Genomic DNA, 22,497 nt, shown 5'->3' on the forward strand with positions numbered 1-22,497 from the left:
CGGGCACGGCTACGTCCTCGAACTCCTCTATCTGGTCCGGCACATCCAGCAGCACCCGGCATTGCAGAATGCGCACGTAGCCATCGCCGCCCAACAGGCTGACGCGCATCTGGTGCACGCCACCGGCCTGCGGCCCGGATATGCTGGCGGGCATGGGCGACCACACCGGATCGGGGTACGCTTGTGCGTCGAAATCCGTGGTGGCGGGCAGGTTGGCCCATGCGCCGCCGCCGTAGGCCAGCATTGTTGTCGGCGGCGCGTAATCCAGCGCCAGCAGTTGCCCGTCGTATTCGACGGCGACCGACAGTGCCGCATCGCGCGCATCGTCAGGCATCAGGAACCCGAACTCATAGGTGAGCGGCAGGTGCGTGTCTGTGGGCACGGGCTGGGACAGGTCGAGGATGACGGTCTGCATCGCCCATGCGCCGCCGCCGTAGGCCAGGCTGGACGCGATGGCGGACAAGTTGCCGTCGCCGTCCACCTCGCCGTCGTGCGCGCCGGGCCAGCCCATGGCGCGCAGGTCTATCTCATCCACGATGTTGGCGATTTCCGGGCCGCCGATGTCGGCCACCAGTCGCGCCGCACCGGCCGACATGCGACCGCCGGTGTCCACGGCGCGCACCAGCCACAGGGTTTCCGTGCCTGCGTAGCGCGACATGTCGAATTCTGCGGTAGTCAGCACGCCCTCGTACGCGGGCTGCGCGGTATCCCACGAGGACAGGGCGTTGCGCGAAAAACGCACCAGGAACCCGGCCAGGTCCTGCGGGGGATTGGGATACGACCAGCGCAGCATGTCGCCGTCGCGCAACAGGGCGGGAATGTCGGGGGGATCGGTGAGTTTCCCCACCACGGTGTGGAGCAGGGGGGCGGACCAGTCGCTGCCGACGCCCAGCGTGGAAACAGCCTGCACCCGGACTTCAAACTCCACGCCCTCCTCGACGTCGCTGGCGTACACAACCCGTTCGATGGCGGGCGCGCTGCCCGCCACGCGCCACTCCTCCTTGCTGCCCGCCACGCGCACCTGGACGCGCACGGTCGCCGCCTCGACGTCGCGCACGGTCGCCGCCTCGAACGACACGGCGATGCGCGGCACCAGCGATCCGTCGGCCAGCCGCAACAACACCGTCTCGTCGCTGCGCAGCGACAGTATCGTGGGTACGGCGGGCTTGCCCTTGGACCAGCGCGAGGGGCTGGTGATGCCGCTCACGAACGGCGGCGCCGGGCCGTCGATGGCCGCGTACACGTCCGTACCCTCCATCTGCGCCGTGATGCGGGCCACGAAATCCTGTTCCGGGTAGATGCCGGTGACGACGAGGCGGAGCGTTTCCTGACCCGACACGCCGAACACCACCATGTCGTCGAACTGCGGGCTGGACGCCGCCGGGGTGGACAGGTGTTCCCCCGTCTCTTCGTCCACCACCGGCCAGTACAACTCGCGTCCCGTGCCGGGCACGGTCTGCACGGCCCACGCCGTGCTCATTGACGCCGCCGTGTACTGGCGCAGCATGTATGTGACGCCCGCCTCCATGGTCACGTCCTCGTCCAGGATGACCCCGATGATGCGGGTGTCGTCCTCCGGATCGGGGATCGTGCCGATGACCCGAGCCTGCGCGATGCCGGTGAGCAGGGCGTCATGCACGTGGTCAATAACACTTCCCTTTTGCACCATGAGATGGCTAAAATCAGTCTGCCATTCAAACGTCTCGGCCCGGTGAATGGAATCCGCAATGTGCAGGCGGCCGTGCTTCCAGATCAGGTCGGGATCTGTCACCCCCTCCTGCTCGTCATCGATGACGTACGTGGCCGTGGTCGCGTCGTAGCCGTCGGCGTAGACTACGCGTTCGTCCTCTTCGTAGTCCCGATCCTCGTTCAGGAAGGCGAATCTGCGGCCGTGCGGCATGCGCTCCGGGTTGGTCTTGCTGGCGCGGAATCCCCACGAGTTGCGCGGCCCGTAGATGTACGAAACTGGCTTGTCCGGCGCGTCCCAGGCAACGGCGTGCAGACCGTCCAGGATGGCGTAGCCGCCCCGCGCCGCCCGCAGCACCGGGGCCAGTACGTCGGCTATCGTGCCCTCGCTGGTGATCACCGAGTTGTACTGCCAGTCCATGGTCTCGCACCACTCGTGGAAATCGCGCCACACGTCGCCGTGCATGTCCTCGGCGTCCAGGGCCACGTCGATGATGCGGTCGCCCGAGGCGTACTTGCCGGACGTGAGCAGGTAGCCCAGCGCGGACGGCCGGTTGGTGGGCTCGTCCAGCCAGCCGCCGTCCTCCTGCGGCACGGGGGCGTAGCTCTCCATGACGGCGCTGTAAGCGTCGATCACCCCGTCCAGCGCATCGTTCGCCCGGAATTCCGCCTCGATGAGCGTCAGGGGGAACCCCTCGTACACCACGGGCACGCCGGGGACGAAGCTGCGCAACTTCACCCACTTGGAATCGTCCAGCAGGGTCTGCTCGGTATCGTTGTCGTTGGCGTCGCCGGTTAGGCGCTTGACGTGCACGTTCCATTTCCCCGCGCTGGGGAACGTGATGGAAATGCCGCGCCGCTGCGGGGTGACCGTAGCTGCCGAATGCGTGACGGTGTTTCCAGAATCCCCGAACGCGGGCAGCCGCATGGTGGACCCGGACGCGGAAATCTCCACCCGCAACGTGACGGAGGCCGTATAGCGCTTGTTTTTTTTGTCGATGCGGACGAGGCCCTGCGGGTAGTAGATTTCCAGCGAGCACCCGGTGGCGTCGGCCTGCGTGGTCTTTGTCGCCTCGCCGCCGGAGTAGGTCAGCGAGGCGTCGAACGAGTCTTCAAAGACGTTCCGGATGAATTCAAGCGGCTCGCCGCGCCAGTTTTTATGCACCACCGTGCGCGCACCGGTCACCTGCGCGAGGGGCGTGTCTCCGATGCGCTGGTCCGTCACCCGGTTGCGGCCCATGACCACGTACAGGATGCGCGCGATGACCGTCTGGCCGCTGAGCAGGGTATAGCCGCGCGTGGCCATGCGGGGGGCAAAGCGCACCTTGCCCAGCACGAACGGGATGGGGCCGTAGGGGTCCACCTGGTTCTGCGTGCCGGTGATGGCCCACGTCTTTTCGGCGGAAAGGGAACCGCCGGTGCTGCCCAACTTGGCGACGGCCGGAGGAAACATCTGGCTGACGCCCCACATTGCCATCATGCCAAGGCCTGCGATGCCACCCACAAGTACACCCTGCGAAACACCAAGCGTGCCAGCGAGCGCGGCACCGCCCGCACCCCCGGCCCACCACGTGGCCGCAGCAGCAGCCACCACCACGGCCAGCGACAGCAGCGTGCCCAACGGGTTCTTGCCGCTGCCGCCCCCACCACCGCGCACGGGCACATGCAGGCTGGCGAGGTCGCCGGGGCGCATCAGGCGGGCACCCCACTCCGAGCGCGGCACGGGGACGCCGTTAATGTCGATGCGCGCGCCGCGCAGGATAGACGGAGAATGCCCGGCGTCGCGCAGGGCCTGCCGCATGGCGGCCAGCACGGACACACCCGTGGGCACCACCAGATCGACGGTGCGCAGCGACAGCAGGTCCGGCCGGTACACCATGCGCGACGCCTGCCCGTACACGGGCGGCGCGTCCCCCAGCAGCGCGGGCAGGTTGGTGTGGTCCCGCAGGGGGGGCAGCACTTCGGGATTGCGGGTCATGCCGGGGCCTCCATCAACCGTTCATGGCGGCGAAACTCCACGAAGCGGCGGCGCCACTGCGGGGACGCCAGCGCAATCAGGTGCGACCGGGCCGCGCCTTCCAGCGCGTGCAGGATCATGCCGCCCCCGACGCACAGGCCCACATGGCACGGGTTGCCGCCCACGGCGTAGCGCACCAGGTCGAACGGGCGCGGCGCCCCGGACACCACCCGCCACTCGCGCAGGCCGCGTTCCACCAGTTCGGCCAGCCGCCCCTGGCCGGGCGCGCCGTGAAAATCGTCCGGGCCGTAGGCCGCATCCGTGTCGGCGGCCACGATGCCGTGTTCCTCGCGCAGCACCAGCAACACCAGCCCGGCACAGTCGCACCCGGAAAAGTCCCGCCCGCCCTCGCGGAACGGGATTCCCACGTATCTGTCGGACCAGTGCGGCATCAGAACAACCCCGGAAAGTTGGAGGGCAGGAACCGGCGCGGCGGAAACGTGCGCTGCAAGGTGGTGGCGAAGGTGAGCCGCCCGTTGATGGCCGCCGCGTCCCAATCCGTGCCGGTCAGGATGAGCTTGGGCAGGGCGTACTCGATGCGGTCCGGGTTGCTGGCGAGGACGATGGAGCAGGCGAAGCGCGGGGCCTCGTGCAACTCGCGGATGGTCCGCACCAGCATGCGGTCCACGTTGTCCAGCACGATCGCCGCCTCCGGCGTTTCCGTGCCGCCGGGCTGGCCGGGCAGCGTGAACCCGAACTGGTAGTACAGGTACTCCTCGCCGTTGCTCACGGTGCCGTACTTGGGGGTGCCATCGTCGAACCAGCCAAGTTGCTCCGTCGGGTCCGACGAGACGCGGATGGTCGCCGCCATGTCCGGATGCGTGATGGAGATGAGGCACACCAGAACGTCGTCCATGTTGGACGCCAGCGAGTACCGCCTGAAGTCGCCGCTAAGTACGGTCGCGGGAGACATAGGGGTACACTTCCAGGGTCAGGGTGGTCTGCCAGCGGAAGGGGCCGCGCGGAACGACACTGGCCGCCCGCTGCGCCGATTCCGGGATGAAGATCACCAGGAGGTACCGGGACTGATCCAGAGGATCCGGCAACCAAAACGGCTGACCGGCGGCGATGTCCATGAACTCCTTCAGGGTGGCCTTCTGTTCCGTGGTCAGGATCAGCGGGTAGGACATGGGCTGACGCGCGGCGGACGTGCGCCGCCGGATGCGCCGAGGTCCGTATTCCATATCGGTGGAAATGGTCAGGCTCGGCAGGGGATCATCAAATCCGCTCTGTGAAGGTGCCTGGGGCAACGCTTCCGGCCAGTAGAGTTCAGGTTCGGCCATGGTTACCCCCTGCCCGCCATGCGGGATGTGCGCGAGAAGCCACGGCCCGCGATGGCCTGGTCGATCTTGCCGCCCTTGGCGATGTCCTGCGCCACCACGTCCTTGATCACCACGTCCAGCCGCACCCCGTTGGCCGTGGGCGTCTGCCTGACCTCGGCGCGGGTGTTGGGGCTTTCGTGGATGTGGACTTCGACGCTGGTCTTTGCGGCACCTGCGCTGCGGAAAACGTCGTTCGGCAGGACCGCGCCGCTTCGGTCCGCCGTGAACAGTTCCGGGCCGTTCTCGCCGACTAGGTACGTCTTGCCGGACAACACCGGCCCACCACCGGCGCGTGTGCCCGCGACACCGACAACCCTGTCCGCATAGTCTCCCCATGCTCCGCTGGCCGAACCGCCCGTTCCGCCGGACGAACCAAGTCCGGAAAGGAAATCGGAAAGCCCGCCACTGAACGAACTGACCAGCGGGTTGACGACGCTCAAGCGCCAGAACGAATTGATGATGTCGTTGACGGTCCGTTTCGCGTCGAAGGTCATGCCGTCCATGGTCAGGGACCACGAGTTGCCGATGGTGTCGAACGCGCCCGTGGTGAACTGCTCCATGTTGCGCGCGGCGTTGCCGGTGGTCTCGCTGACGGATATCAGGCCCCGGCTGATGCCGCTCATGGCATCGGTGGCGATTTCCAGTTCGCGCCGGGCCTTCCAGCGGGCAAGGTCCACCTCGGCCACGCCCGCGGCGCGGTAGTTCTCCACCTGCTTGTCCAGCAGGCGGCGCTGCAACGTTTCGTCGTTGGTGTACATGCCCGCCAGGTCGGAATAGAACGACTCGACCACGGCCAGGGCCTGCTGCATGGCGTTGGCCTTGGCCACCTGCATGGCAAGGTCGCGCTTGGCGGCGGCGTCTTCCTCGGAAATGCCCTTTAGCCGTTCCTGCTTGTATTCGCGCTCTGCTGCCTTCTGCGCCGTAATCAGGGCCAGTTTGTTCTGGTCTAGCGTGCCGTCCGCCCGGGTGGATTCACGGATGGCGTCCGCCCTGTCCTGCAGGGCGTCGGACTGCTCCTCCACCGCGCGGGTGGCCCTGGCGACCTGGTCAGGAGTGTAACCAAGGTGTTCGTTGGCGTAGGCGACGACATCGGCGAATTCCTTCACCCTGGGGTGCGCCGCGCCCAGCTTTTGGGTGTGGTCTTCCAACTGCTTGTTCAGGCTGGCCATGCGGGTGGCGGAGCCGTCGCCGGTGTCCGCGAAGCGGGCGAGGTCGGCATTGATCTGCTGCAGGGCGTTACGCATCTGTTCCGCGCGCCGCTTCGCCTCTTCCTCGGCTTCTTTCCGCTTTCTTTCGACCCACTCCCAGTACCACTCTTGGAACTGGGGGGAGCGTGCGGCCGCCTCGCTCATGCCTTTGTCGCGCGGGTCCAGCCAGCGCGCTTCCATGGAACCGGCCGCGCCGACATCCTTGGCGGCCTCGTCGGCCTCCACCTCGCGGAGTTGTTTTTCCAGGGCCGCGATGCGCGCGTCCAATTCCTCTGCGCGGGAAGCCGTGACAAACGTGCCCCCCCGAACTTCCTTCAGGTAGTCGATGCGGGCCTGAATCCCGCCCGAGGTATTCAGATATTCAAGCAATTCCGTGGATTTTTGCGGGGTCAGACCAAGGAATGCCGGACTGACCTTCACCTCCCCCTCAAGAGCCATGCGCATCAGCGCGAACTGGGACATGACCCCCAGGAACTCTCTCACGGTCTGCGTCAGGCCCTTCACCGCCCAGTTGGCCGTGTCCGTTCCAGACAGAAAGCGGAGTAGGTCGTTCCACGAGTTGCCCAGCCGTTCCATGTTCTGGGCAAGGTTGTCCGTCACCCGCGAAAGGTCGCCGCCGAACTTCTTTTCCAGCAGGTCGGCCACCTTCAGCAGGGTATTCAGGCCCACCTCGCCCTTCTCCAGCATCTTGTCCAACTGCTGCTCGGAAACCCCCAGCGCTTCCGCGAACAGTTGCACCGCGCCGGGCAACTGTTCCGCAAGTTGCAGGCGCAGTTCTTCGGCGCTGACCTTGCCCTTGGACACCATCTGGGTGATGGCGCGGTAGACCGCGCTCATGCCCTGCGAATCCAGGCCCAACACGGCCCCGTACCCGCCGAACGCGGACAGGATTTTCTGCCCCTGCCCGCGCAGGGTGGACTGCGCGATTGCCGCGTCGAACTTCTTGGTCTGCTCGGCCAGGTCGATGTACGAAACGCCCAGCCTGTCGGCCTCGTCGCGGATTTCCTTCATCCGCGCGACCGCGATGTTGGCGCTGCCGTAGATGACGGTGAAGGACTTTTCCGTGCGGCGCAGGGTATCGTCCACCCGCAGCGCCGACGCCTGCAAGGCGACAAACCCGGCGGTCAACGCCGTGACGGGGTTGGCCAGGGCCATGAGCCCCGGACCGAACCCGGTCAGGCTGGACATGGAGCCGATGGACTGGGCCGTACGGCCCAGGCCGGTCAGTTCCATGCCCACGCGGCGGATGACCGGGCTGGCCTGATCGTTGGCGATGAGCGTGATGCGGGTGGAGGGATTGGCCATCTACGCGCCGTCCTTGTTCTGGCTGTCCTTTTGGCGTTTCTCGTCGTCTTCCAGGGTGGCCCGTTCAAGGGCCCGCAGCTTGGGCCAGGTGTGGCAGTCCGGCTCGAAGCCGAGGTGCTCTGCGATGGCGAACACCGCAGGCCAATCCAGGGCGTACCGCCCGCCGAAGCCCGCCCGCCATTGCCCGCACACTTCCAGCCACAGGGCGAAGGGGGGGCCGTTCTCCGGCAGCAGCCGGGGGCGGCGGAAGGAGCAGCGGCCGCAGGGCGGCTTGCGCGGCCGTTTGCCCGCCATCTCCGCCCTGGCTTTGGCCAGGGCTACGCAGTCGGCGCAGTAGGCGGCTCGGTCGGAGTCGGTGTGCCATCGCCACACCCGAACAAGTTTTTTAGTTCTTTCTCCGGCAGGTTAAGGCTGTACATGTAGGTGGCGTCCATGAGCGTGACCGCGTCGCGGTTGTCCATGGCGTCCAGGTTCATGTCCGGGTACAGCCCGGCCGTCATGTCCTCGCGCCGCGTCAGGAACGGGTCCTCCACCAGCCCGGCCAGGGCGGCGGCGCGCTCCTCGTCCGAGCCGGACAAGGACGCCTTGACCAGCGCGGCCCGTTCGCGCTCCAGGCGCAGCAGTTCCTTGGCCTGCGCCCGCGTCAGCGAGCGCAGCGTTACCGTTTGCTTCGTGCAGGGCAGGGTGATCCGCATGGCTAGGCTCCGATGGCGTAGGACGCCGTGTTGTTGACGAGGGTGGCCACGATGACGCTGTTTGCGGCATGGGCCCGGTGGTAGGCCTGGAAGGGCAGTTCCAGCGAGACGCCCTGCGGGCCTTCGATGGCCGGGGTGTTGCGGGCGAACTGGAGTTCGTTCAGCATCAGCGACAGGCTTTTCGCGCCCTTGGTCCACTTCAGTTCCAGGCTGGTTTCCGTGCCGTTCATGGCCATGTCGAGAAACGTGCCGCTGGTGAACAGGAAGCGCGCCGTGCCGGAAACGGACATGATGCCCTCGGGCAGGTCGCCCCGGATGCCGCCCCCGCCAAGGCAGAAGTTGTCCTCGCCGGTGTCCAGTCCGGCCCCCAGTTCCAGGGTGCAGCCGGGGGATACGGCCACCTCGGTTCCGCCCACCTTCAGCGCGGCCATGAAGTTGGAGAACCGGTCGAAGGCCGGGACAACGGGGCTGGCGTCGCGCTGGCTGGTGGGCATGGTCTCGTTGGCGCCCTCGCAGGTGATGCTTGCGGTGGCCTCGCCGCTGCCGCCTGCGGAAATGGACATGGACGCAACCTTCACGCCGTCCACCAGCGGGTAGACGGGAGAGGCGATGGCCAGTTTCTTTTCCACCCAGAACGAAGGCTGTTCGTCGGGAACCTTGAACACGTGGCTGTACGGCGCGGATGCGCCCGTGGTCACCGGCGCGCCGAACAGCGCCGCCAGCCACCAGCCGAACGCCTCCGCGTCCAGCGGCACCACGATGTCCCCGCTGGCCGTGGTGTTGCCGTCGAAGGGCTCCACCGGGTTGCGGGAATTGAAGATGGTGGCCGGGGTGTTCTTTTCCCGGCTGGACTTGAGGCCGTTGGTGTTGAACGGCAGCAGGATGCCCGCCGGGGTTTCCGGCGGAATCCGGTAGTCGTCCTCGAAGCCGAGCACCAGCGTGGACTGGTAGCCGCGCGCGCGCTTTGCCATGATCGTTCCTCCGTATTGTTGCGGCGGCTACCGCCAGCCGTTGTGCCCAAGGCCCAGTACGGTCTCCTCGGACAGGGAAAGGGACACGTCGCGCTGCACGTAGCCGCCCTTGCCGGGCAGGGTGACGCCCTCTCCGGTGTGGGGCGGCTGTTCCGATTCGTGCAGGATGGACAGCACGCGGGGGCAGAACTCCCCGTCCATGAGGTGCAGGCCCGGCTCGGCGACCACCATGCCGGACACGTCCGGCGCGCGTTCCGGCGCGCAGATGCCCATGGACAGCCACACCCCCCATTCCTGGAATTCCGCCTCCGGCCCGCGCGCGTCGCCCAGGGGGTGCAGCAGCACGTAGGGGGCGTCGTCCCGCCCCGGCCTGCGGGCCTCGTCCAGCCCCACGAAAATCTTGACGGTGGAGCCGAAGGTTTCCGTGCACCAGTCGTGAAAGTCGTCGGCGGCCACGATGGCCTGCGCCCAGATGTCCACAAGTTCGCAGCCGGTCATGCGCGTGCTCCCGTGCCGGCGGACGCCCCGGCGCCCATGGGGCCGCGCAGGCTGTCCGCGTACTTGCTCTTGTTGCTGCGGGTTTCCTGCAGCCACCGCTCGGACGCCGAAAGGTAGCGCGCCACGCGGTTTTCCATGTGCGCGTGCAGTTCGAAGGCGTGGGCCCGCAGCGAAGGTTCCATGAGCGGCCGGGCGGGCATGTCCATGCTGCGCTTGCGCGGCCACCAGCCGAACACTCCTTTGAACAGCCCCGCCATCTTGCGGGTGACCGGGGTGCGCGTGCCGCGCTGCAACATGTAGCCATAGTGCTGCGCGGCGGCCGACAGCCAGCCGATGTCAACCCGCATGCGCGGGAACGGGTAGCGGTAATAGCCGATGGCCTGGGCCAGCCTGCCGAAGAAGCGGCTGCGCTTGCGGGCGCGCCTGGCGCCGCGCCTGGCCTGGTCCAGCTTGCCGGACTTCTGCACGTCGGAAAGTTCCGGCCAGTGGGTGCCGGGGGGGCCGCCGGCGGCGATGTCGGCGCGGAGCAGTTTCTGCATGAGGTAGCCGCCGGAGGCCAGGGCCTTGTGCACTTCCGTGGGCAGCAGGGCGGCCAGGTGCGACAGCCACGGCCCGGCATCGCTCTGCACGGCGGCGGACAGGATGGACGCCTTGTCCGAAAAGAACGGGTCCCTGCGCCAGCCGGTCACCTTGCCGTCCGCGTTGGTGCGCGGCGTGAGGACGTAGCCCACCTGCCCGGCCATCACGACCTCCCCCAGGTGCGGGAACGCGACACTTCGCCCGCCACGCAGTGCAGGGTGTACAGGGCGGGCGCGCCCGCCGTGCCCATGGGCTGCACCTGGCGCACCTGCCATTCCGCACCGGCAAAGGATACCGTGGCCCCGGATGCTGGCGGCGCGGCAAGCAATGCCGCCTCCACGCGCACCGTGGCGTAGCGGGCGCGCTCGTCCGCGTATTCCGCCACCTCTGCGGGCAGGCGGCGCACGCCCCGGTCGCGCACCCATGCGTCAACAGGAGCAGCTCCGGACACGGCGACGGGGGTTGCCCCCACATCGCGCAGCACGGCGCGGTGATCCGCTATCAGCATGGCGTTCATGTTCATGGGCGTCCTATTCCCCGTAGCTGTCCGGGTCCTTCACCAGACCCGCCAGCGATTCGATCTTCTCGGCGGTCACCTCGCCCTCGCAGCGCTTCACGGCGTCGAGGATGGCGGGCACGCCGTGACGCAGGGCCAGTTCAAGCACGGTGATGATGATCTGCTGCATGGCGCTACTCCTTCTCGGTGGTCATGGCCTGCACGCCCACCCCGATGGACCGGGCATAGGACAGCAGCTCGGCAAGCCGCAGGGTCATGGCGGCCAGTGTGGACTGCACCTTTTCACGCGCGGACGCCGACCGCTTTTCCGGCGGCAGGCGCACGTACTCGGCAAGGCCGATGCGCGCGGTGTGAAACAGCCCGTAGTACACGCGGGCGACATCCTTGGCCGTGGACCACTGGCCGTCGCTGATCAGCTGCTTGCCGTGGGCGTCGGCCAGCGCGGACATGGTGGCGTCGTAGCTGGCGCCAGCCACCACCAGGGCCTTGTAGGCGTCGGATTCGAAACTGCCGTCCTCGCAGCCGCCCAGCATCCCCAGCAGGGGCATGAGCAGCAGCAGGGCCAGCACGGGCAGCAGGGTGCGGAAACGCTTCATGGGGGCCTCCTGGGCGCGGTACGCCCGGTTCAGTTGCCGAATGTGTTGCCGGTGTGAGTGATGCACTGCCCGGCCAACTGCCGCACCATGGCGCGCAGCGGCTCCTGCTCGTCCAGCATGGCGACCAGGTCCAGCAGCATGCGCTGGTGGTCGCCAATGGTCAGGGCCGCGGCGCCGGGGGCGTACACCAGTTCCAGCGTCCCCAGCAGTGCCGTGTCGTGCGCCTTGTGGTCTCTGCTCCACACGCTGAAAATCCTGTCGGCCATGGCGGGGTCGGCGCAGCCGTTTTCCGCAAGCGCCCGGGCCATGGACATGAGCGACCCGTGGAATTCCGGGCCGGAAATGACCGTGTCCTTTCCGTAGATCAGCGTCATTTCGTCGCTGGGAGGGGTGCGGTCCGCAGCTGCGGATACGGCCGGGCCCATGCTGATGGCCAACAGGGCGGCGACCATGGCGGCAAGGCACAGGGTGATGATGCGCTTCATGATGCCCTCCTGCCCTACGCGGGCCACGTGCCGCCCAGCGCCTTCAGCACCTTGGCGGGGTATTCGGGATTGCGGAATTCAGTCCTGCCCAGCACCGCACCCGCGCCGCCATTGTAGGCGGCGCACACGGCGTCCCAACCAAGCCCGGCGAACCGGCGGCGGAAGGCGGCCAGGTGCAGGCAGCCGAACTGCAACCCGGTGGCCGGGTCGCACAGCGCGGTCAGGTACGGGCCAAGGTAGCCGCGCTCGCGGGCCACCTGCCCCATCACCTGCAAGAGGCCGAAGCTGGTGGCGCGCAGGCGGCGTTCGGTATGGATGGTGCACGTGCCAAAGGCCTTCACGCTGCCGTCCTTTTCCACGTAGCGGGCGAAAAAACCGGGCTCGTACCGGGTGGCGAAGGTGTCGCCGCCGGACTCCACCATGACCATGGCGCGCACCAGTGCGGGCGGCAGGCCGTGGTCGGTGGCGACCTTGACGATGAGCTGTTCGATGACGGGGGTGGTGGGCATGGCTACCTCCTGTCCTGCCGCGTGGGCGCGTGGGGCGCGCACAGGGTTTCCCGGTATTCGCGCAGCCTCTCGCGGATGGACGCGGGCACGGGAACACCGAAGAACGAAAGATGTTCGAGGCATGAAAGCCCCTCGTTGACGCACAGGTACCCCACGAACAGGTCGCGCACCGGCAGGCGGAACGGCGCGGATTGCGCCAGGGCTTCTTCCACCAGGGCCATGACAATGACGGCCAGCACGTAGAACACGGGTTTCAGCACGCCAGCCCACACCTTGCTGCGCTTCCACCCCGTGGTGCGCCCGGCCCGCCAGAACCCCAACACAAAGTCGAGAATCAGCAGCAGCACCAGCAGCACGAACAGGGGCCACACCCCGCCCATGGCGGACCCGATGACGCCGAACACGAACGCCCAGCCCGTCTTGAACTGGATGCCGTCGCCAAGGCCCTGAAACATCCGTGCGATGTGGCCCGCGAAGTCTTCGTGCACTGGCGTCTCCTTTCGTTTCAGGGTGGGCCGCCGGGCCGGGAAAAACCCGGCGGCCCTGAAGCAGAGGGTAGGGGATCAGGCGAAACGGTCTGGAGGTTAGGCGTTCAACAGCAGCACAAGGCTGCCCGCGTTGCTGGCCGCGCCGACAAAGGCCTTGCCCGCCAGCGTGTTGCCGTCGGCAGTGGTGGTTGCCGCGCCGGTACCGGCGGTGCCGTCCACGGGGTTGCCATCGGCGTCCCAGTACACGGCAGCGCCCTGCGAAATGGCGCCGCTGGCCTTGGGCACCTCGAACACTTCGGCAATGGCCACGCTGCCGGTTTCGCCCACGGCGATGTCCACCAGCGCCACGCCGACCAGCGTGCCGATGACCACCACCTGACCGGATGCGATGGCCGCACTGCCGCCGTTGGTGTAGTCGATGATGTCGCCCTTCTGGATACGGTTCAGAGCCATGATGTTCTCCTTTCAGATGGCTGCGGATTCAGGCCGCCGTTACGCGCCGGGGTTCTTGTAGAACCCGCGCCAGTTCATGACGCCCGCGCCGAACACGTTGCGCACCTTGTAGCGGATGGCGTCCACCTCGAACTTTTCGTCCTCGAACACTTCCGGCTCTTCGCGGCCGTCCAGGAAGGCCACTTCGATGGTGTCGATCTGCGAGGGGTCGCCCACCACGTACCAGGCGGTGGCGGAATTGGCGGACAGGCGGGGTTCCGCGATGGGCTGCAACCGGTTGGCCCACGGGTTGTGGACCCCGGAGGACATGTCGGCCTGCGGCAGCGCGGCGGAACGCAGCAGGATTTCGGTGGAGGTTTCCAGTTCCAGCGGGATCAGGATGGTGCGCGGCTGGATGTCCAGCACCGCGCCCTTGGGCCCCTTGAACTTGCGCATGGCCGTACGGGCGGCGGAAAGGCTGGCGGAGGTGGGCGCGGTCTTGGTGGTGCCTTCCAGGTTGCCCCGGTCGGCATGGAACAGCGCCTTGTTGTCGTTCATGGTGGGGTTGCTGGTGAGCAGGGCGTAGATCACGTCGGCCTGCTTGCGCCGGACGGAAGCACCCATCAGCTGGGGCAGGCGGGCGAAGGCGCGCAGGTCGTCGTTGACGATCATTTCCCACGACAGGCCCATGATCATGCCGTACTTGCCAACGGTGTAGGATTCCTGGCTGTCGGACAGCTTGGTTTCCTTGTACTCGCCCAGCTCGTTCACCAGCGCCACGGTGGGGGCCTCGGACAAGCTGATGCCGTACATGGTCTTGAAATCGCTGGCGGTCACCACGTTGACCCACGAACGCCAGGTTGCCGGGGCCTCGTTGTAGGCGGCCAGCAGGCGCTTGTTGGCCACGTCCATGAACACGCTGGCGAAGTCGGAAACGCTGGGAGCCGTCAGGCGCAGGTTGGGCTGCATGATCATCTTGGCCACTTCGGCGTCGGACAGGCCGCGCACGGTCTTGCCCGCGCGTTCCAGGCACAGGCGGGCCAGGCCGATCATGGACATGCCGCGAAACTCGCGGGCCCCGTCCTGCGGCTTTTCCACCTTGCCGCCCGCGCGCAGGTAGATGCCCTCGGCGGCGAGGGGGCGGAACTTGTCCGATTCGTCCGTGCCGGACTCGAAGCCAGCAAGGCGGGGGTTGGCGGCAAGGGCCTTTTCCATGGCGATTTCCTTGTAGGCGGCAAGGCTGGTGCCCTTCTGCTCGTGCTCGTCGCCCAGTTCCACGGGCAGGCCCAGCTTGCGGGTAAAGGCCTTGATGCCGTCGCGCCTGGCGCTTTCGTCCTTCAGGGCGGCGCGCACGCTGGCGTCCACGTCCACCGGGGCGGCAAGCTGGGCAGCATCGCCGCCCTGCTGGCCGTCATTGCCGGTAAACCGGGCGGCCAGTTCCTCGCCTTCCGGACCCATTTCCTTCAGGAACGCCAGGGCCTGTTCGTCGGTGGCGTCCTTGGACAGGCCCATGCGCACCAGAAGCGCGCGCAAATGCTTGTTCATCTTCATCGCGTCCTCCGTGAGGGGGTTGTCCGCACCGTCAACCTGTTCGGCCATGACGATTGCGGCGGTGTCGTCGTCGGCGCCGAGGCTCACGAACGAGACCTCCTGCACGACGGACTTGGTCCATATTTCACAGGGGCCATCCACGGTGATGCCATTCACCTTCCTGGTCTGGCCCTTTTCCACGTAGTCGATGGCAAGGCCGCGTATGCCCACGCTGGCCTGCATGGGGAATCCTTCCTGGCACAGGGCCAGCACTTCCGCAGCGTCCGGGGTGGCCCGGCTGAAGTCGCCCAGCACATGCATGCCGTTGGCGTCCACCTTCCACTCGGTGCAGGCGCCCACCACCCGGTCGCGCGCGTGTTCGCGCAGCGCGGGGAAGGCGGACTTGGCCTCTATGCCCTTCAGGTCGATGATGAAGCGCCACCAGCCCCAGTCGATGATCTTGCCGGTGTAGGCGAGGATGGCGAAGCGCGCTGCGGCGTCCGCGCTGGCATCGCCTTCGGCAAGCTGCACGGTGATGGCCCCGCCGGTCAGGCGGGTGGCGTCGTCATCCGCATCCGCCATTTCGGCCTTCCACTGCCCGGCGCAGGTGGACATGGCCTTCACGTCGGACGCGCCAGCGGCGCGCTGTTCCGCAACGCACCGGCGCAGGAACGACTGCTTGCTCTCGCCTTTCTTCTTCTTGCCCATGGATGCTCCTACTGGCGGGCGGGCCGCGCCGCGTCGTCATCATCAAGGTCGTCTTCGGGGTCGCCGCCATCATCGCCGGGCGGCAGCGCGCCAGGGTCGCTGCCGTTGCCGCCCGCCTTGTTCCACGGTTCCGGGTTCAGGCGCTTGGCGCGCATGGCTTCGGCCTCTTCGGCCTGCATTTCCAGCACGTCGTCAAAGTCGCGCCCGCGTTCGGCGCACAGGCTGTGCCGGTCGTCCAGCCCAAGGGCCAGCCGCTTTTCGGCGGACTGCGCGTCCTTGGTGGGGTCCACCCATTCCCAGCCGGGGGTCTGCCAGCGCACGGGAATGACCGGGCCTTCCGCGCCCAGGCCGAACAGGCTGCGCATGTCGCACCACATGGCCCACGCGGGGCCCATGAACCGCCGCACCAGAAACTGCTGCTGCACGCGGTAGCTGCGGCGCTCTTCAAGCACCGCCTGGCGCACGCTGGAATACGAGGCGTCGGAATAGTCGTTGGAAAATGCTTCGGCGGACATGCCGAACACGGTGGAACCGCTGCGCAGGGTCACCTGCGAGTACGGTTCGTAGGTGGTGCCGGGGCGGTCGTACTGGGCGATTTCGATCTTTGCCCCGGCGGGCATGGTGTCGATTCTGCCGGCGCCGATGAACCGTTCCGGGCCGATGATCTTGCCGTCGGTGGTCCTGCCCCCGGCGATGGCGCCGATGCTGCCGATGGGATTGCCGTTCAGGTCGTTGCCCGCGCCTTCCGACGGCAGGGTGACGAACACCCCGAATGCGGATGCCAGGCGCGCGGCGATCTGCTCCGACGACTGGTATTCCGAAAAATTGTGCATGGTCATGATGGCCGCCGCCATCCAGCTGACCGGCACGGTCTGGTTGATGCGGGTGCGCCGCATGACCAGCGGAATCCACGCGGCGGGAATGCGCAAACTTTCGGCCAGGCCGGGCAGCAGGTCGTCGCCGGGGTTGCAGGGGATCACGTGTCGGGCCACGGGGTGGCCGGAGGCGTCGTACTCCGTGCCCCAGCGGGCCACGTTGCCGTTGGCGAGGCGGCCGTGCATCCTGCGGTCCAGCTGGTCGTACTCCAGCAGTTCCAAGCCCAGCGGCACAAGGCCCCGGCGCAGCAGCGCCCGGTCAAGGTGGAAGTGGGCAAGGTAGCCGCCGTCGGTCCACATGTGGCGGCAGTGCAGTTCCTGCAATTCCCACAGGTTCACGGCGTCGGCCCAGCGCGCGAAGTCGTCTTCCACCCGCTGGTTGGCCGCCTTGTCCCGCCTGCCCGCGTTGTCGCGCAGCTGGGCCTGCGGCACGATGCCGGTGTGCACCACGTTGTTGCTGATCTTTTCGACGGCCCCGGCCACGTTGGGGTTGTTGCGCACCAGGTCGCGCGCGCGGGCCTGCACAAGGCGGCGGTCGCGCACGTTCATCAGGTCGGGGTGGATGTCGCGGGGGTTCCAGCGGGCGTTGGGCCCCTTGCGGGTGGCCGCCGCGTAGGAGAGCAGGGCCGCGCGGCCCTGGCGGTACCGCAGGGCGGCGCCGGGCGAGAACGCGCCCAGCAGCCCGCCCACCACGCCGGTGACGGCGTTGTGCAGCGCTTCCCCGGCGCGCATCAGAACACCACCTGCACGGCGGAAAAGCCCCCGCCCCCGCGCTGCGCGGCGGATATGGAGGCTTCCAGTTCGGAAATGGCCTTGCGGATGGCGGACAGATCGGCCTTGGTGAAGGACGCGCCGTCCACCTCCCAGCTCTGGCTGCCGGTAAGGATGGCTGCCTCTGCGGCAAGGTACAGGTCAAGACGGGCCTGAAGCTGTGCGACTGTCACGGAAAACCCCCGCGCGTTGCGGTTGCAGGGTACGTTTTCCCGCGAAGTACACCGTGGAAAAATGCGAAGGGAAGGAGGTAGAGACTACCGGTAGTCAAATACTACGGGTAGTCTCGACTTCATTGACATTTGCGGAAACAGCGCGTAAAAGGCGGCCCCGTTTCCGGAGCCGCCCTGTGTGAGCAACGGGGGGTGCTCTTCCCATGGGGTCGGCAATTCCGACCCCCATCGCCGTCTGCATGCGCGCGAAGATCGCGGGGAGCAGGGGGTAGATAGTTTCTATACCCCTGGTGATCGTAGCCCGCATGCGCGCGGAGATCGCGGGCTATCTCCTGACCGGGTAGTTCAGCCAGTAGTGCACGGTGCCGCACACGCGGGACTTGCGGAACAGGCGCTGCAACGACTGGCCGAACCGCCGGTGGTTGACGGGCTTTACCCCGCGCGCGTCGCACCAGGCGCAGAAGTCGCGGTGCAGCACGGCGGCCTGCATCTTGCGGCCCTTGTAGGGTTCCGCCGCCTGCATGCGCAGTTCTTCCGTCCATTCCCTCACCAGCCGGTAGGCGTGCTCCTCCTGCTCCACGGCAAGGGCGTCCCGGCGCTGCGCCACCGGCAGGGCTTCCAGGGACACGGCCCCGCCCACCATGATGCAGTACTTGCGGAACAGGGCGTCCACCTCTGCCGCGCCGCCGGACATGTTGGCCACCCGCACCGCGCAGTTCAGCACGTTGGCCCGCACCGAAGGCCGCAGGCGGCGGGCTTCTTCCGGCATTTCTCCGAGTATGGATTCGCGGGACGCGTCCGCCCCCGGCACGGCGTAGCGCCCGGTGCGCCGCAGGGTGGGCAGCACTTCCGCCGTCACCCACTTGCGGAACCGCCTGGCCTCTGGCTTGCGGCTGCGGAAGACGAGGGAGTACAGGCCGGATTCGGAGACGATGAGCGGCTTGCGACCCGAACCCGAATACTCTTCGTGTTCGCGCTTCTCGTCTGCATCAAGCCCGAGGAGCGCCTTGTTCGTGTCCGTCAGGTCAAGGGCATTGCACACATCCTTGGCCACAAACCACGGGTTGCCGCCATCATCAAGAAAGCCACGCAGCATGTTGTCGTCAAAGGCAAAGGGTATCAGTTGCGCTTCCATGGCAACCCTCTACTGGATGTCCGCCGGGGCGGCGTCGTGGGCCACCCGGCAGGCTGCGGCCACGCCATGCGCGGCCACCTCTATGCGCCTCACCCGGCCGTCGCGGGTACTCTGCACCACGGTCACGTCCACCCCGGCCCCGCACAGCGCGCCGGAAAGGTCTTCGGTCATGGCCTCCATGTCGCGCAGCAGCGCGTGCAGCACCAGCCGCAGGTTCAGGTAGCGGTCCTTGTCCAGCACTTCCAGCAGCGCTTCCAGGGGCACGCGCAGATCGTGCATGGCCGTGTGCAAATCGTTGCGCACTTCCGTCACCGTGGGGTCGTGTTCGCCTTCACCGTTCATCATGGGCCTCCTAGTGTTGCGCATTTTAGAGCCCACACGCAAAAGGGCTCCAAGGTTTGCGTGTGCCACTAGGGAGCACCCCAACGCCTCACGACGATGGGAACCTTGGAGCCCGGACTGCCGCCCGATGGGTGCACCACGGGCGTCAATTCGCAGGAATGGTCATGTTCGCCGCCAGAAACGGCGAACCCTCCGATTAGGGGCGGAGGGCACCCCTAGTGAACACGCATAGCCAGCATTGCCCTACGGGACAGAACTTGTCAACGCCAGCCGATGCTGGCCTATTTGTCCATGGGCGGATTGGTGACGTAGTATATCCCGCCGCGAGGATCATGGCGCACAACAGTGGAGTAGGAATCTCCATTGATCAGATAGTAATACAACTGTTCACCCGTATATCCGCCATACGAATTCTTACCGTTGATGCCGACATACCCGCAGTGACCATTCTGAAGTGGCCTGTAATTGTAATCGTAAAATGTCCACATCCGCATCGAGCAGGGGAACGGCTCGCCAATGAATCGCCATTTCAGGGAGTCCGGATCTTTGAATCCGTCCTTGTTCTGGTCCATCACCTGTTGCTGCCACTTTTCGGAGAGCGGCGGGAGATCGGTGGGGATGGGCGCAGGCGCGGGTTTGTCAACGAACCGTGGGGACGACTGATAGTATGCCGACTGCTGTACACAACCCACCAGAAGCATGACCATAAAAAGCAAAACGACGATGTTCCGCATGACGCCACCTCCGATACATTGTTGCCGATGTACCCGCACGCCTGCGGGCAACTGATTTCGACAACCCGTTACCAGACCGTGCACCCCTCGCCAAGGGCAGGAAATATCACCCGTTGCCGCAGGCCGCGTTTTTCTGGTAACGGCCAGCCGGAACAGGAGGGAGACCGTGACCATATCGAATGTCGTCCTGACCATCTTTTTCGGCCTGATTCTTCTGGCACTCGTGGTCCACGAAAAGACCTCTTCCGGCAAGAAACGAGGCGCGCAGCGTAAGCAAAACCTTGGGCCGAACACCCGGCAGCCCGCCCGGCCAGCGCCGCACCCGGAATTGGAGGGCATGCGCATCACCTGCAAGAGCAGCACAGATGCAGATGTGCAGTACACGCTGGACGTGAACAACCAGACCTGTACCTGCCCGGACTGGTCCAAGCGCCGGAGCGCATACCCGAAAAACAATCCGTGCCGCCTCTGCAAGCACCTCAACGTGTTCTTCGAGGAGACAGGCGTGGCGCTTCCCGCAGCGCTCAAGCCCTTTGAAGACATGATATGCCATTTCGCATTTGATGACAGTGGAATACCCATCGGTGAGAAGACGGAAGCCCTTGTCATAGGACATCCGGACGGGGCCTTTGAACCGGTAGGGCACCTTGCGGTGCGCAAGAGCATGGACAGCGAGTGGGTCAACATCTACACATCCAGCCTCGACTACGGATACAACATCGTGGAACGCCGCTGGGCCTACGGCAACGAGCCGGAATTCGCGCAGGACCTGCTGGACAACATGGATATCCTGAAACCAGACAGGTCTTGACTACCCATCCTGCACGCTTTTGATGGACAACCCCAACTTGCCCATGACGCAGGCCGGGTTGGTGCAGCGGTGAAAGCGCACCCGCACGTTGCCTATCCACGGCTTGGTGCACACCACGCGCAAGCGCTGCGCGCCACACACCGGGCAGGTGGCGCCGGTGCGGGGGATGTAGTCCACGGCATCTTGCGCCCTGGCCATGGCCACGGTCACCACTTCCTGCACTCCCATGGCTATTCCACCTCCCCGGTGTAGGGGTTTTCCTGCGGCTTGGGCGGGGGCGGCGCGTCGTCGCGCGCGCGGGCAGACTGGGCAAGCTGGGCAAGGCTGGGCTTCCACTGCCAGTGGACCATGGCGTGGTGCCCCACCAGGCAGTCCAGGTAGTGGTTGGCCCGGTGGCGCACCCACTTTTCCTCGCCGCGCACCTTTTCCAGCCGTTCGCTGGCCACCTGCTTCAGGTAGTCGCTGTCGGTCCGGGCGTGGAAGGTCAGCGGCTCTTCCGTCCGGCCTTCGTCCACCCGCCAGAAGATCAGCCGCTTGAAGCTGTCGGTGTCCAGCATCTTCAGCACGTAGGGGCTGTCCATCTTCCTGCCGTTGGGCAGGGTGTCGATGACCGCGTCCTTCACGAACACGCCGGGGCTGTAGCGGCTTTGCCCCTTGGTGCCGCAGATCACCCCGGTGCGCTGGGCCAGCAGCCAGTTGTACGCCTGCATGGGCCGGGTCACGTCCTCGTCCTTGTTCCTGCCGCCGCCGGTGTCCAGCGCGGCGCGCCAGATGCCCATGTCGCGCCCGGTGTCGCCCACCGGGTAGCGGGATTCGAAGACCGTGGCCCGCAACTCGTCCCAGGTCTGGCAGCGCCCGTAGTCCAGGATGTGCATGCGCTCCGGCCCCACGGCGTGCGCGGCCACGGACCACAGGAAGTAGTCCTTCTGCATGTCCACCGACAGGGTGAGGGCCAGCGCCCACTCCGGCGCAACGCCCTGCGGCAGATGGGGCGTGATGCATTCCGCCAGCTTTTTCTCGCTGGTTTCCACTTCCACGAAGGTGTACGGCTTGGCGCACTCGTTGTTGTCGAAGGCCTGCTTTTCCTTGGGGCTGCCTTGAGCCGCAAACCACTTGGACAGCACGCGCGAAAGCTCCACAAAGGTGGATTCCCACGCGCGAAAGTGAAAGGCCACCACGGTTGCCGTTTCCACGTCGCCGTACTTGGCCGTCCAACGACCGTTGACCACGGCCATGTCGCGGGCTGCGTCCGTCCACAGGGCGCGGCAATGCTGGCACTGGTAGCGGGCCAGCTTTTCGGACAGGATGCGCCCCGGATCGTGGCTGCCGTCCACGGGCACGATGTTGGCGTGCTCCATCACCTGATACTCGTGGCAGACGGGGCAGCGCGCCTCGTAGTGCATCCACGCCTGGGCGCGCTGTCTTGCGGCGGACCAGATGCGCGACTTTTCCTCGCTGCCTTCCGGACGGCAGGTGTGGATGATCTTGGACAGCTCGAACATGTGGTAGCTGTCGGCGCGCTCCATCATGCGGGTGGCCGCCGTGTCGTCGGCAAAGGCATCCTCTTCGTCCAGGTAGATGATGGGCATGGATATGGACCGCATGCTGGAATCCGACCCGGACCACATGGAGAGCAGGCTGGCGTCACCCTTCAGGGCCACGTCGAAGTTGTTCAGGCTGTCCTCTCCGCGCAGCAGCATGGCGCGCAACGCGGGAATGGCCCGAAAATAGGGGTGGACGTACTGGATGAAGAAACGCCGCACGGAATCCATGTCCGGCCTGCCGAAGCCCACGTTATCCATCCGGCGCACCAGCTCCGCGAAAATCCATGCCATGACCGTGGTGGTCTTGGTGGCCTGCGAACTGGCGATGTAGAAAACCTCGCGCACGTGGGGGCGGTCCAGCACGTCCAGAATGCCGCGCGCCTGCGGCGATGCATGGGGCGACCACAGTTGGCCCTTGTACTTGCCCGCCACAACGCGCATGTTGCGGCACGCCCAGTCATAGGACGACATGCGCAGGGGCGCGCGGAACACCTCGCACTCGGACGGGGTAAAGAGCACCGGGGGCAGGCCGGACACGGCGCGGCGGGCTACTTCCTGCATGAAGG

General features: G+C 66.5%; 26 protein-coding genes. 1 reads left to right on the forward strand and 25 read right to left on the reverse strand.

Annotation, left to right across the window (positions count from 1 at the left end; genetic code table 11):
- From gpJ to V6B97_RS09575, 23 genes are all read right to left on the reverse strand, one after another.
- Positions 1–3,664, reverse strand: a 3,664-nt coding sequence (gene gpJ, locus V6B97_RS09465) for a TipJ family phage tail tip protein (RefSeq protein WP_333506260.1), incomplete at its 3' end; no start/stop codon positions are given.
- On the reverse strand, positions 3,661–4,095 hold the full coding sequence (locus V6B97_RS09470) for a C40 family peptidase (protein ID WP_333506261.1): 435 nt from the start codon (positions 4,093–4,095) through the stop codon (positions 3,661–3,663). The genes gpJ and V6B97_RS09470, both read right to left, overlap by 4 nt.
- Positions 4,095–4,559, reverse strand: a complete 465-nt coding sequence (locus tag V6B97_RS09475) for a DUF1833 family protein (RefSeq protein ID WP_333506262.1) — start codon at positions 4,557–4,559, stop codon at positions 4,095–4,097. Before V6B97_RS09475 ends, V6B97_RS09470 begins: the two co-directional genes overlap by 1 nt.
- 34 nt (positions 4,560–4,593) lie before the next feature.
- Positions 4,594–4,986: a hypothetical protein gene (locus V6B97_RS09480; RefSeq protein ID WP_333506263.1), complete on the reverse strand. Its 393-nt coding sequence runs from the start codon at positions 4,984–4,986 to the stop codon at positions 4,594–4,596.
- A 2-nt stretch (positions 4,987–4,988) separates the two neighbouring features.
- Complete coding sequence (locus tag V6B97_RS09485; protein ID WP_333506264.1) at positions 4,989–7,538, reverse strand: tape measure protein; 2,550 nt, start codon at positions 7,536–7,538, stop codon at positions 4,989–4,991.
- Positions 7,539–7,832: a DUF1799 domain-containing protein gene (locus tag V6B97_RS09490; RefSeq protein ID WP_333506265.1), complete on the reverse strand. Its 294-nt coding sequence runs from the start codon at positions 7,830–7,832 to the stop codon at positions 7,539–7,541.
- A 23-nt stretch (positions 7,833–7,855) separates the two neighbouring features.
- Positions 7,856–8,233 carry a hypothetical protein gene (locus V6B97_RS09495; RefSeq protein ID WP_333506266.1) on the reverse strand — a complete coding sequence of 126 codons (378 nt, stop codon included), beginning with the start codon at positions 8,231–8,233 and terminating at the stop codon, positions 7,856–7,858.
- Positions 8,234–8,235: 2 nt separating this feature from the next.
- Positions 8,236–9,204 carry a phage tail tube protein gene (locus V6B97_RS09500; RefSeq protein ID WP_333506267.1) on the reverse strand — a complete coding sequence of 323 codons (969 nt, stop codon included), beginning with the start codon at positions 9,202–9,204 and terminating at the stop codon, positions 8,236–8,238.
- A 27-nt stretch (positions 9,205–9,231) separates the two neighbouring features.
- On the reverse strand, positions 9,232–9,702 hold the full coding sequence (locus V6B97_RS09505) for a hypothetical protein (RefSeq protein ID WP_333506268.1): 471 nt from the start codon (positions 9,700–9,702) through the stop codon (positions 9,232–9,234).
- Positions 9,699–10,445, reverse strand: a complete 747-nt coding sequence (locus tag V6B97_RS09510; protein WP_333506269.1) for a hypothetical protein — start codon at positions 10,443–10,445, stop codon at positions 9,699–9,701. The genes V6B97_RS09505 and V6B97_RS09510 overlap by 4 nt, the downstream gene beginning before the upstream one ends.
- On the reverse strand, positions 10,445–10,798 hold the full coding sequence (locus V6B97_RS09515) for a hypothetical protein (protein ID WP_333506270.1): 354 nt from the start codon (positions 10,796–10,798) through the stop codon (positions 10,445–10,447). Before V6B97_RS09515 ends, V6B97_RS09510 begins: the two co-directional genes overlap by 1 nt.
- A 13-nt stretch (positions 10,799–10,811) precedes the next feature.
- Positions 10,812–10,967 carry a peptidase M16 gene (locus V6B97_RS09520; protein ID WP_333506271.1) on the reverse strand — a complete coding sequence of 52 codons (156 nt, stop codon included), beginning with the start codon at positions 10,965–10,967 and terminating at the stop codon, positions 10,812–10,814.
- Between the two features lie 4 nt (positions 10,968–10,971).
- Entirely contained in the window at positions 10,972–11,394 is a 423-nt protein-coding gene (locus tag V6B97_RS09525) for a lipoprotein (RefSeq protein ID WP_333506272.1), read from the reverse strand.
- A 29-nt stretch (positions 11,395–11,423) separates the two neighbouring features.
- A complete protein-coding gene (locus tag V6B97_RS09530; RefSeq protein ID WP_333506273.1) occupies positions 11,424–11,879 on the reverse strand; it encodes a hypothetical protein in 456 nt (151 codons plus the stop codon).
- 14 nt (positions 11,880–11,893) lie between these two features.
- On the reverse strand, positions 11,894–12,388 hold the full coding sequence (locus V6B97_RS09535; protein WP_333506274.1) for a lytic transglycosylase domain-containing protein: 495 nt from the start codon (positions 12,386–12,388) through the stop codon (positions 11,894–11,896).
- Positions 12,389–12,390: 2 nt separating this feature from the next.
- A complete protein-coding gene (locus V6B97_RS09540) occupies positions 12,391–12,876 on the reverse strand; it encodes a phage holin family protein (RefSeq protein ID WP_333506275.1) in 486 nt (161 codons plus the stop codon).
- Positions 12,877–12,972: 96 nt separating this feature from the next.
- Positions 12,973–13,329 (reverse strand): DUF2190 family protein, encoded by a 357-nt coding sequence (locus V6B97_RS09545; protein ID WP_333506276.1) that lies wholly within the window; start codon positions 13,327–13,329, stop codon positions 12,973–12,975.
- A gap of 39 nt (positions 13,330–13,368) precedes the next feature.
- Positions 13,369–15,546, reverse strand: coding sequence for a phage major capsid protein (locus V6B97_RS09550; protein ID WP_333506278.1), 2,178 nt, complete (start codon positions 15,544–15,546; stop codon positions 13,369–13,371).
- Positions 15,547–15,554: 8 nt separating this feature from the next.
- Positions 15,555–17,153 carry a phage portal protein gene (locus V6B97_RS09555; RefSeq protein WP_333506279.1) on the reverse strand — a complete coding sequence of 533 codons (1,599 nt, stop codon included), beginning with the start codon at positions 17,151–17,153 and terminating at the stop codon, positions 15,555–15,557.
- On the reverse strand, positions 17,153–17,365 hold the full coding sequence (locus V6B97_RS09560; RefSeq protein ID WP_333506280.1) for a hypothetical protein: 213 nt from the start codon (positions 17,363–17,365) through the stop codon (positions 17,153–17,155). Before V6B97_RS09560 ends, V6B97_RS09555 begins: the two co-directional genes overlap by 1 nt.
- 325 nt (positions 17,366–17,690) lie before the next feature.
- A complete protein-coding gene (locus V6B97_RS09565; RefSeq protein WP_333506281.1) occupies positions 17,691–18,500 on the reverse strand; it encodes a BRO-N domain-containing protein in 810 nt (269 codons plus the stop codon).
- Positions 18,501–18,509: 9 nt separating this feature from the next.
- On the reverse strand, positions 18,510–18,845 hold the full coding sequence (locus V6B97_RS09570) for a hypothetical protein (RefSeq protein WP_333506282.1): 336 nt from the start codon (positions 18,843–18,845) through the stop codon (positions 18,510–18,512).
- A gap of 278 nt (positions 18,846–19,123) precedes the next feature.
- A complete protein-coding gene (locus V6B97_RS09575) occupies positions 19,124–19,576 on the reverse strand; it encodes a hypothetical protein (protein ID WP_333506283.1) in 453 nt (150 codons plus the stop codon).
- A 166-nt stretch (positions 19,577–19,742) separates the two neighbouring features.
- Between V6B97_RS09575 and V6B97_RS09580 the strand changes: the two genes are divergently transcribed.
- Complete coding sequence (locus V6B97_RS09580) at positions 19,743–20,387, forward strand: hypothetical protein (RefSeq protein ID WP_333506284.1); 645 nt, start codon at positions 19,743–19,745, stop codon at positions 20,385–20,387.
- Here the strand turns inward: V6B97_RS09580 and V6B97_RS09585 are convergent, their stop codons facing one another.
- Complete coding sequence (locus V6B97_RS09585; RefSeq protein WP_333506285.1) at positions 20,388–20,615, reverse strand: transcriptional regulator; 228 nt, start codon at positions 20,613–20,615, stop codon at positions 20,388–20,390.
- A 2-nt stretch (positions 20,616–20,617) separates the two neighbouring features.
- Positions 20,618–22,492, reverse strand: a complete 1,875-nt coding sequence (locus V6B97_RS09590) for a terminase gpA endonuclease subunit (protein WP_333506286.1) — start codon at positions 22,490–22,492, stop codon at positions 20,618–20,620.
- Positions 22,493–22,497 lie beyond the last annotated feature (5 nt).

The sequence above is a fragment of the Nitratidesulfovibrio sp. 1201_IL3209 genome (assembly GCF_036763125.1).
GTDB lineage: Bacteria > Desulfobacterota > Desulfovibrionia > Desulfovibrionales > Desulfovibrionaceae > Cupidesulfovibrio.